Origin of the sequence: Blautia sp. HCP3S3_D9, from assembly GCF_052063845.1 — a bacterium.
Classification (GTDB): Bacteria; Bacillota; Clostridia; order Lachnospirales; family Lachnospiraceae; genus Blautia_A.
The window spans coordinates 1-9894 of record NZ_JBQHWS010000126.1 but is presented as its reverse complement, the minus strand read 5'-3'; the positions used below and the strand labels follow the sequence as shown (position 1 = coordinate 9894).

Genomic DNA, 9894 nt, shown 5'->3' with positions numbered 1-9894 from the left:
ACACCTTCTTTCGTAAATGTTGCAAATGTTTGTTTTGGCACTTTCATTATACAACACATGGAATCGAGGTGTCTTTCTTTTATGCAAAATCACGAACTTGCTCATTTATAGCTGTTAAGCTAACTTGTGGAACATATGCCGAACCTTATCTATACGGCTATTCGGGCGGCGGGGTTGGCAAATAAGTTTACCAGTAGCTGGCTGGTATCCTTTTAACTCTGTCAAGCAGACTCCCTGCCCATTTGTGAAATAAGTTAAATCGTTCCTGTATTCTTGAATACATCTAGCAGGGATTTCTCCTTTCAGAATGACCTCGTCATTCTTTATCTGAGTACTTACAATATCTGCACAATACCTTGGAGCATCATGATACGCCCGTGAGAGATATTCCTGCGGTGCATAAATTTCAAAGTGGAGATATGGCTCTAATAGTTCTGTCCCTGCTTTTTTTAAAGCCTGCTCCAATACGATAGGGGAAAGCAGCCGAAAGTCTGCGGGGGTACTTACAGGACTATAATACAATCCATATTCAAAACAGATTTTACAGTCTGTCACTTTCCATCCATACAGCCCCTGCTCGCAGCCATAAAGAACCCCCTCCATAACCGCATTTTGGAACGATTGGTTTAAATATCCAAGTGAAACTCTGCTTTCATACTGCACTCCACTTCCAATAGGGAGCGGCTCTATGGACAACCCGACAGAAGCCCAGAAAGGATTTGGCGGGACTTCTATGTGGATGGTATATTCTGCTTTTCTAAGCGGTCTTTCCATATATATAACAGTAGGCTCTTTTATTTCTGCCTCCACATGATATTTTTCCTCAAGGATGGCACAAATGACTTCCATCTGCACTTTCCCCAAAAAAGAAAGTATAATCTCATGCGTTGTAGTATCCACATAATATTTTAAAAGAGGGTCGCCATCTGAAATTTCTGTAAGTGCCCCAAGCAATATTTCCCGCTGTTCAGATTTCTTTGCTGCAATCGTTGTTTGGAGCATAGGGAGAGGATTTTCAATAAATGTTCTCTGCGGCAACAGCATTTCGTTCCCCAAAATACTGTTTAGCTGCAAAACATCATTTGGTAAAATTACAATATCACCAGAGCAGGCTGTATCGGATGAACATAATTCACCGTTTGTCGGAACACACATCTCTGTGATTTTTATTTTCTCTTTTTCAGATATTTTAATAACATCCCTCAAATGCAATGTTCCGCTATATATACGCACATAAACAAAACGCCGCCTTTTCTCTGAATATTCAATCTTAAAAACCTGCCCGCATAGTTCAGATTGACCTTCAGGCGTTGATGAATAAAACTTACTGGCAATCACTTCTATAAGCTGCCGAATCCCCAGATTGTTTTTAGCGCTTCCGTGATAAACGGGAAATAACGTTCCGTTTTGGAATCTCCTGTTTTCTTCCTGTTCCAGTTCTGACATTTTAAACGGTTTCCCTGACATATATTTCTCTAATAGTTCATCGTTTCCCATAATTACCGCATCCCACTGTTCCATATCGTCATTGTCCGTTACATTTATATGAGGATGCTGCCCAACCTTTTGCTTCACTATAATTTCCGAAGAAAGCTTTGCTTTCATTTCTTGATATACCATTGGCAAATCAATCCCCTCTTGGTCAATTTTATTGATGAAAAAAATTGTCGGAATCTTCATTGTCTGTAGTGCATGAAACAGTATACGGGTCTGTGCCTGTATGCCATCCTTTGCAGAAACTAATAATACTGCTCCGTCTAATACGGATAAAGAACGGTATACTTCCGCCAAAAAATCCATATGGCCTGGCGTATCTATAATGTTGACTTTTACATCCTCCCACTGAAAAGATGTCACTGCTGTCTGGATAGTGATTCCCCTTTGACGCTCCAAATTCATTGTATCTGTCCTTGTTGTGCCTTCATCTACGCTCCCTAGTTCTGCAATTGCACCACTGGTATACAATAAACTTTCCGTTAATGTTGTCTTTCCTGCGTCAACGTGAGCCAGAATGCCTAAGTTAATTATTTTCATGTGATTTTCCTCCTATCAACACCCAAAAAAGGGCATAAAAATACCCAGTGATAAATACTCCTATCACTGGGTAAATAACTCCAATAGCCCCAAAACACTTATATGTTTTCGGGCATATAAAATTACATGATAAAAGTATTCTTAAACTGGGTACAAAAAACTAAGCCCCATATTAAAAGTGAAACGGGACTGCTACTTTTTGTTCCCACTATCAAATTGACAGTTTATTTAAGAATACCTTGCCGCATATTTATTAACTCCTTGTATAATACTGAATCTAATTATATTCCTTAACCCTTTATTTGTCAAGCTGACAAACTAAATATCCGAAATGCAACGATCAACGCAGCGAGGACACGGAGCAGGAAGCACAAAAGAGAAATATCCCTTGAATACCTCACAGACGAAAAGCACTACCCTTTAGGCACGACAGATGAATATTTCCAAGCCCCGGAGCCGGACGAGGAATACATACTTACCCTTTGCGGCGATACGGTCATTTTCAGCAGCGGTTTACTTGCGGAAGCCCTGTCACGGCTGGACGAACGGGAGCGGGAAATGATTTACCTGTCCTTTTTCAAGCGTATTCCACAGCACGAAATTGGCAGACAGTACGGGCGCAGCCGCAGCACAGCGGGCTACCATATCCGAAAAGCCCTACGGCAGCTCCAAGCGGAAATGGAGGGAATGGCATATGAGAAATAATAGGCTTCTCCCCTATGAAACAATCGTCCAAGCCGCCAGCGGGGAGCCGGAAGCGGTGGGAACTGTATTGCAGTATTACCGCCGCCGCATACAATGTGCCGCCCGTGTGAATGGACGGGTAGACCAAGATACAGAGGACTACATCACCCAGACGCTTCTCACAGCTATTTTCAAGTTCCGCTTTGGGAGATAGCCCTACCGCCTACAACTGAATAACCGCCGCTTCGCCGGCAACCAGAAAGCAGTAAATCTATTCAACAGATTTGCTGCTTTTTTTCGTTCCTGTTTGGCATTTTTGAAAATCCCCAGTATGAAAAAACAAAAGGGAAAATAGCCGCCGCAGTTGGCAAAATCCCTTACTTATCCGTAGAGGGTATCAAAGAAAAAAATACTGCCATTGTCCGCCTATTCCGGCTTGCGTGGTGTTGTAGGGAATAGAGGGGAAATTCTAAAAATCTCCGTCCATTTTGCTTTGCGTGGTGTTGTAGGTAGTGAAAGGAAAATTTTCAAGATAAGCCGGAATAGCGGGTAGCAAAGCCCTTTTGAAACGTTTTGTTAGCGGAAAGGACGGGAGCCGGGGAACGCCGGAGTTTTTCAGAGCAAGATTCTACCGAGGTGCCAAAATTCGCTCTCCGCTTATTTTTGCCCCTGCGGGAATCTTGTTGGGGAGTGCCTTCCCCAAACCCTGCTATGCGCCCTGTCGGGCGAGAAAGGAGGTCACAGACCATGCGAAAGAAATACAATACGCCCCACCGCCGTCATGTGGTAAAGACCCGCATGACCGATGAAGAATACGCCGACTTCACCGGGCGGCTGGCGGCTTATGAAATCAGCCAGTCCGAGTTTATCCGGCAAGCCATACGGAAAGCGACCATACGCCCCATTGTCACCGTTTCCCCGGTCAATGACGGGCTGCTTGCCGCCCTCTCCAAGCTCACGGCAGAGTACGGGAAAATCGGCGGCAACTTAAACCAGATTGCCCGGAGCCTGAACGAATACGGAAGCCCCTACCGGGGGCTGGAAAAGGAAGTGCGGGGAGCCGCCGCCGACCTTGCCGCCTTGAAGTTTGAAGTCTTGCAGAAAGTAGGTGAAGCCGTTGGCGATACTCAAACATATCAGCTCTAAAAATGCCAACTACGGGGACGCTGAAAAATACCTCACATTCGAGCATGACGAGTTTACCATGAAGCCCACCCTTGACGCAGACGGGCGGCTCATACCGAGGGTAGACTACCGCATATCCTCTCTGAATTGTGGCGGGGAGGATTTTGCCGTTGCCTGTATGCGCTCCAATCTCCGCTACGGCAAGAACCAGAAACGGGAGGACGTAAAGAGCCACCACTACATCATCAGCTTTGACCCACGGGACGGCCCGGACAACGGCTTGACCGTTGATCGGGCGCAGGAGCTGGGCGAGAAGTTCTGCGCCGAGCATTTCCCCGGACACCAGGCCCTTGTCTGCACCCACCCGGACGGACACAGCCACACCGAAAATATCCATGTGCATATCGTCATTAACAGTCTGCGGATTGCGGAGGTTCCCATGCTGCCCCACATGGACAGGCCAGCGGACAGGAAAGCAGGCTGCAAGCACCGCTGTACGGACGCAGCTATGAACTATCTGAAAGCCGAAGTCATGGAGATGTGCCACAGCGAGGGGCTTTACCAGATAGACCTTTTGAACGGCAGCAAAGAACGCATTACCGAGCGTGAGTATTGGGCGCAGAAGAAAGGACAGGCTGCCCTTGACAGAGCCAACGCCCCTATTGCTGCGGACGGTATCGCGCCCCGGCAGACCAAGTTTGAAACGGATAAGGCGAAGCTGCGCCGGACTATCCGGGAAGCCCTTGCCGCTGCTTCCGGCTTTGATGAGTTTGCCGCCCTGCTTCTCCGGCATGGTGTGACCGTCAAGGAGAGCCGGGGGCGGCTAAGTTACCTCACGCCGGACAGGACGAAGCCAATTACCGCCCGGAAGCTGGGGGACGATTTTGACCGGGCTGCTGTCCTCTCCGTTTTGGAGCAGAACGCCGCCAGAGCCGCCGAAAAACCCGCAGCCATAGCGGAATACCCCGGCAGTATCAAAGACCGCTTACGGACGAAAAAAGAAGCGAAAAACGCCCCGAACAATGACGCTGTACAGCGCATGGTAGACATAGCCGCCAAGCGAGCCGAGGGGAAAGGACGGGGCTATGAGAAGTGGGCGACCATGCACAACCTCAAACAGATGTCGGCTACCCTCATGCTCTACCAGCAGTATGGCTTTTCTTCCCCGGACGAGCTGGACGCTGCCATTTCCGCAGCCAACACCGCCACGCAGGAGAGCCTTGCCGGACTGAAAGGGCTGGAAGCCGCTATCCGGGAGAAAAAGGAATTGCAGCGCAACCTTTTGGGCTATATCGGCACGAAGCCCGCCCGTGACGGTCTGAAAGCGCAGAAATCGGAGAAAGCCCGGAGAGCCTACCGGGAACAGCACGAAAGCGATTTTATCATAGCGGACACAGCCGCCCGTTATTTCCGGGAGCATGGAATAACCAAGCTGCCAGCCAGCAAAGCCCTGCAAAGGGAGATTGAGCAGCTTACCGTCCAGAAGAACGCCGGATATAACGACTACCGGGAGAAACGCCAGCGGGCGCAGGAGCTTCAGACAGTCAGACGCAATATCGACCAGATTTTAAGGGGCGCACCGAGCCAGCAGAAAAAGCGTGAACAGGAGCGTTAAAGACCGCCCCGAAATGATACCGAAACCCTACAAAAATACAGGTATGATATGAACCCTTACCGCAATACTCCCCGACTTCCAAACGGGGCTTACAGGGCAGAAAAAGCCCGAAAATGATACCGAGAACATACAGAAAATGCCCCCTATCCCGCTACACCGATAGGAACGGCAGAAAGGAGCTTACCATTGCCGAGAATGAGCAAGAAGCGGCGGCTGGAATGGTCTTTCTTCCTCAACCACCGCAACCGTATCACTTACAACGACCTATGCCGGGGCTGCACCCGTGACTGCAAACAGAGCTTCCGGGCGGTTATCATACTATGCCCTCGCTATTATTCCAAACGCTGGAAAAAGGAGGACGCAGCCTATGGCAGATAACCGCAAATATTACTACCTCAAGCTGAAAGAGAGCTATTTTGACGATGATGCAATCGTTCTGCTGGAAAGTATGCAGGACGGCGTTATCTATTCCAACATTCTCTTGAAGCTGTACTTGAAATCGCTGAAAAACGGCGGGAAATTGCAGCTTGACGAGAATATCCCCTACACCGCCCAGATGATTGCGACCATTACCCGCCAGCAGGTAGGTACCGTAGAGAGAGCTTTGAAAATCTTTATGAAGCTGGGGCTTGTGGAGCCTTTGCCAAGCGGCGCACTCTACATGAGCAACATTGAGCTTTTAATCGGCCAGTCCTCTACCGAGGGGGAGCGCAAGCGCAGGGCGCGGCTGGCTTTGCAGGAACAAAAAGCCCTGCCGCAGACAGGGGCGGACAAATGTCCACCATATCGAGCGGACATTTGTCCACCAGAGATAGAGATAGAGAAAGAGATAGATATAGAAATAGAAAAAGAGAGAGAGTTAGAAACGGGACACCCCGCCCCCGCCGCCTATGGCAGATACCACAATGTCATTCTTTCCGATACGGAGCTTGACGGGCTGAAAACAGAGCTTCCCGGCAAGTGGGAGTATTACATTGACCGCCTATCCTGCCATATCGCTTCCAGCGGGAGGAAATACAAGAGCCATGCAGCCACGATTTTCAAGTGGGCGCAGGAGGACGCAGCCAAGAAAGCCCCGAAAAAGGGCATACCCGATTATACCTGTAAGGAGGGCGAGAGCTTATGACGAATGGATTTGATGAAATGATTTTGAATATGACCGACACCACGCCGGAGCCGGAGGACTACACCGGCGAGGACGGGCTTTTATACTGCGGGAAGTGCCACAAGCCCAAAGAGGGCTATTTCCCCAAAGAAACCGCCGCATGGCTGGGGCGTGACCGCCACCCGGCAGAATGTGACTGCCAGCGGGCAGAGCGTGAGGAACGGGAAGCCGCAGAGAAACAGCGCAGTCACCTTGAAACTGTCGAGCGGTTGAAGCGGCGGGGCTTTACAGACCCGGCTATGCAGGGCTGGACGTTTGAGAACGACAACGGCAAGTGCCCGCAAATGGAACACGCCCATTTCTATGTGGAGAACTGGGAAACCATGAAAGAGCGCAACATTGGCTATCTGCTATGGGGCGGCGTTGGCACAGGCAAGAGCTATTTTGCGGGCTGTATCGCAAATGCCCTTATGGAGCGTGAAATCCCCGTGTGCATGACAAACTTTGCATTGATATTGGGTGACCTTGCCGCCAGCTTTGAGGGCAGGAATGAATATATCTCCCGACTTTGCAGCTTCCCGCTGCTTATCCTTGACGATTTTGGAATGGAACGGGGAACGGAATACGGCTTAGAGCAGGTCTACAACGTGATTGACAGCCGTTACCGCAGCGGCAGGCCGCTGATCGTCACGACTAATCTCACGCTGGAGGACTTGCAGCACCCGGAGGACACCGCCCACGCCCGCATTTATGACCGTCTGATTGAAATGTGTTCTCCTGTCCGCTTTACCGGGAGCAACTTCCGAAAAGCCACGGCGCAGGAGAAAATGGGACAACTGAAAAAGCTGATGAACAGAAAGGAGAGCCGCCTATGACCAACACCCCAAAGAATGACCGCAGCACCCGCCGCCCGGATTGCGTGACGGAAATCCGCATAGGTAATTCTGTCCTTGTCGTTTCCGGCTATTTCAAGCAGGACACCACCGCCACCGCCGCCGATAAAATGCTGAAAGTGCTGGAAGCGGAAGCTGCTACACAAAAATCGGCAATTTGACGGGACGTAAAGAAGCAGAAAGGACTGTACAGCCAGCCCCGGCGTGTGGTATGATAGTCATACGGAATAGTGGGGCTGGCTGTCGGAAATGGAGGACACTATGTTAAGACAGACCACCCGAAACCTTATTACCGCCCTTTATCCGAGATTATCCCACGAGGACGAGCTGCAAGGTGAGAGCAATTCTATTTCAAACCAGAAGCGTATTCTTGAAACCTATGCGAAGCAGAACGGCTTTTCCAATCTGCAATGGTACACAGATGACGGTTATTCTGGGGCGAACTTCCAAAGACCCGGTTTTCAAGCCATGCTTGCGGACATTGAAGCCGGAAAAGTCGGCACCGTTATCGTCAAGGATATGTCACGGTTAGGGCGAAACTATCTGCAAGTGGGAATGTATACGGAAATGATTTTCCCACAGAAAGGCGTCCGCTTTATCGCTATCAATGACGGAGTGGACAGCGCACAGGGCGACAATGATTTTGCCCCTCTGCGGAACATTTTTAACGAATGGCTGGTGAGAGATACGAGCAAGAAAATCAAAGCAGTAAAACGGTCTAAGGGTATGAGCGGGAAGCCCGTCACGAGCAAACCCGTATACGGCTACTTTATGGACGAGGACGAAAATTTTATCATTGACGGGGAAGCCGCCCCTGTTGTGCGGCAGATTTACAGCTTGTGCCTTGCCGGGAACGGGCCGACCAAGATAGCCCGTATGCTCACAGAGCAGGAGATCCCCACGCCGGGAACGCTGGAATACCGTCGGACGGGAAGCACCCGCCGCTACCACCCCGGCTATGAGTGCAAGTGGGCGACCAATACCGTGGTACATATCCTTGAAAACAGGGAGTACACGGGCTGTCTGGTAAACTTCAAGACGGAGAAGCCGTCCTACAAGACCAAGCACAGCGTAGAGAACCCCATTGAGAAACAGGCGATTTTCGAGAACCACCATGAGCCTATCATTGACACCCAGATGTGGGAGCGTGTGCAGGAGTTACGCAAGCAGCGCAAACGCCCGAACCGCTATGATGAAGTGGGCTTATTCTCCGGCATACTCTTTTGTGCCGACTGCGGCAGCGTCCTTTACCAGCAGCGTTACCAGAACGCCACCCGCAAGCAGGATTGTTATATCTGCGGGAGCTACAAGAAGCGTACCCGTGACTGTACGGCGCACTTTATCCGCACCGACCTGTTGACCGCCGGAGTGACCGACAATCTGCGGAAAGTCACCAGCTATGCAGCGAAGCACGAAGCCCGGTTTATGAAGCTGCTGATCGAGCAGAACGAGGACGGGGGCAAGCGCAGGAACGCCGCAAGGAAAAAGGAGCTGGAAGCCGCCGAGAAGCGTATCAGCGAGTTATCCGCTATCTTCAAGCGGCTGTATGAGGACAGCGTGACCGGGCGCATTTCAGACGAGCGTTTCACGGAGCTGTCGGCAGACTATGAAGCCGAGCAGAAAGAACTGAAAGAGAGAGCCGCCGCTATCCGGGCAGAGCTTTCCAAAGCGCAGGAAGCCACGGTAAACGCAGAAAAGTTTATGAATGTTGTCCGCAAGTACACCAGCTTTGAAGAACTTACCCCTACCCTTTTGCGTGAGTTTGTGGAGAAAATCGTTGTGCATGAGTGCAGCTATGACGAGAACGGCACACGCAGACAGGACATTGATATTTATTACTCTTTCGTTGGCAAGGTAGACCTGCCCGAATGACCGCCCGACCTATCCGGCGCAATGCGCAAACGCCGGATAGGAACGGCAAAATTTTTTACACTTCTACTACTTCTTTATCACACATCAGCAAAGTCGCAGGGCATGAAACAGTTGATGGCGGGCGGCGGCGTTGCCCTTATCGGCCTTACCCTTGTCCCGCTGCTCTCCGGCCTGTTTGGATAATGCCACAAACTAACACTACCCGCCGCGCTCTCCCGCTTCACGCGGGAGGGCGCGGGAAAGGAGGGATTAGCTTTTGATATGGCAGATGATTGAAGATTGGTTTCGCGGCATTTTGACAGACGGAATACTCTCTAATCTCTCCGGGCTGTTCGACAGCGTAAATACAGAGGTTGGAGAAATCGCAACGCAAGTCGGCACAACCCCCGCCGGGTGGAACGCGGGCATATTCAATATGATACGCAGCCTATCGGAAAACGTCATTGTGCCGATTGCGGGCGTTATCATTACCTTTAGGTCAGTTTACAAGGAACTACACGCAGACCGTGAAACGGGCTGCTCACAACAAACGGCGCTATGCTCCCGGCTGGGTGCATAGCACCTGT

Annotated in this window: 12 protein-coding genes; 11 read left to right on the top strand and 1 reads right to left on the bottom strand. The window is 50.3% G+C overall.

Translation table 11 applies throughout. The features are described 5' to 3' along the window. Positions 1–114: 114 nt before the first annotated feature. A complete protein-coding gene (gene tet(O) / locus ACTNES_RS17100; RefSeq protein ID WP_441040190.1) occupies positions 115–2034 on the bottom strand; it encodes a tetracycline resistance ribosomal protection protein Tet(O) in 1920 nt (639 codons plus the stop codon). A gap of 300 nt (positions 2035–2334) precedes the next feature. Between tet(O) and ACTNES_RS17095 the strand changes: the two genes are divergently transcribed. The 11 genes from ACTNES_RS17095 (at position 2335) to ACTNES_RS17045 (ending at position 9887) form a co-directional block, all read left to right on the top strand. Beyond that, positions 2335–2739 carry an RNA polymerase sigma factor gene (locus tag ACTNES_RS17095; protein ID WP_055151961.1) on the top strand — a complete coding sequence of 135 codons (405 nt, stop codon included), beginning with the start codon at positions 2335–2337 and terminating at the stop codon, positions 2737–2739. Continuing rightward, on the top strand, positions 2729–2932 hold the full coding sequence (locus ACTNES_RS17090) for a helix-turn-helix domain-containing protein (protein ID WP_002602095.1): 204 nt from the start codon (positions 2729–2731) through the stop codon (positions 2930–2932). The genes ACTNES_RS17095 and ACTNES_RS17090 overlap by 11 nt, the downstream gene beginning before the upstream one ends. A 533-nt stretch (positions 2933–3465) precedes the next feature. Continuing rightward, positions 3466–3864 carry a plasmid mobilization protein gene (locus ACTNES_RS17085; RefSeq protein ID WP_002602094.1) on the top strand — a complete coding sequence of 133 codons (399 nt, stop codon included), beginning with the start codon at positions 3466–3468 and terminating at the stop codon, positions 3862–3864. Further along, positions 3836–5458, top strand: coding sequence for a relaxase/mobilization nuclease domain-containing protein (locus ACTNES_RS17080; RefSeq protein WP_002602093.1), 1623 nt, complete (start codon positions 3836–3838; stop codon positions 5456–5458). Before ACTNES_RS17085 ends, ACTNES_RS17080 begins: the two co-directional genes overlap by 29 nt. A gap of 186 nt (positions 5459–5644) precedes the next feature. Then, positions 5645–5836 carry a hypothetical protein gene (locus ACTNES_RS17075; protein WP_006058351.1) on the top strand — a complete coding sequence of 64 codons (192 nt, stop codon included), beginning with the start codon at positions 5645–5647 and terminating at the stop codon, positions 5834–5836. Further along, positions 5826–6584, top strand: a complete 759-nt coding sequence (locus ACTNES_RS17070) for a phage replisome organizer N-terminal domain-containing protein (RefSeq protein WP_002605636.1) — start codon at positions 5826–5828, stop codon at positions 6582–6584. Before ACTNES_RS17075 ends, ACTNES_RS17070 begins: the two co-directional genes overlap by 11 nt. Next, positions 6581–7438, top strand: a complete 858-nt coding sequence (locus ACTNES_RS17065; RefSeq protein WP_002605635.1) for an ATP-binding protein — start codon at positions 6581–6583, stop codon at positions 7436–7438. The genes ACTNES_RS17070 and ACTNES_RS17065 overlap by 4 nt, the downstream gene beginning before the upstream one ends. Then, entirely contained in the window at positions 7435–7617 is a 183-nt protein-coding gene (locus ACTNES_RS17060) for a transposon-encoded TnpW family protein (protein ID WP_002605634.1), read from the top strand. The genes ACTNES_RS17065 and ACTNES_RS17060 overlap by 4 nt, the downstream gene beginning before the upstream one ends. 100 nt (positions 7618–7717) lie before the next feature. Continuing rightward, positions 7718–9328 carry a recombinase family protein gene (locus ACTNES_RS17055; protein WP_002605633.1) on the top strand — a complete coding sequence of 537 codons (1611 nt, stop codon included), beginning with the start codon at positions 7718–7720 and terminating at the stop codon, positions 9326–9328. A 21-nt stretch (positions 9329–9349) separates the two neighbouring features. Continuing rightward, complete coding sequence (locus ACTNES_RS17050; RefSeq protein WP_083487031.1) at positions 9350–9511, top strand: Maff2 family mobile element protein; 162 nt, start codon at positions 9350–9352, stop codon at positions 9509–9511. 85 nt (positions 9512–9596) lie between these two features. Then, a complete protein-coding gene (locus ACTNES_RS17045; RefSeq protein WP_441040191.1) occupies positions 9597–9887 on the top strand; it encodes a VirB6/TrbL-like conjugal transfer protein, CD1112 family in 291 nt (96 codons plus the stop codon). Positions 9888–9894 lie beyond the last annotated feature (7 nt).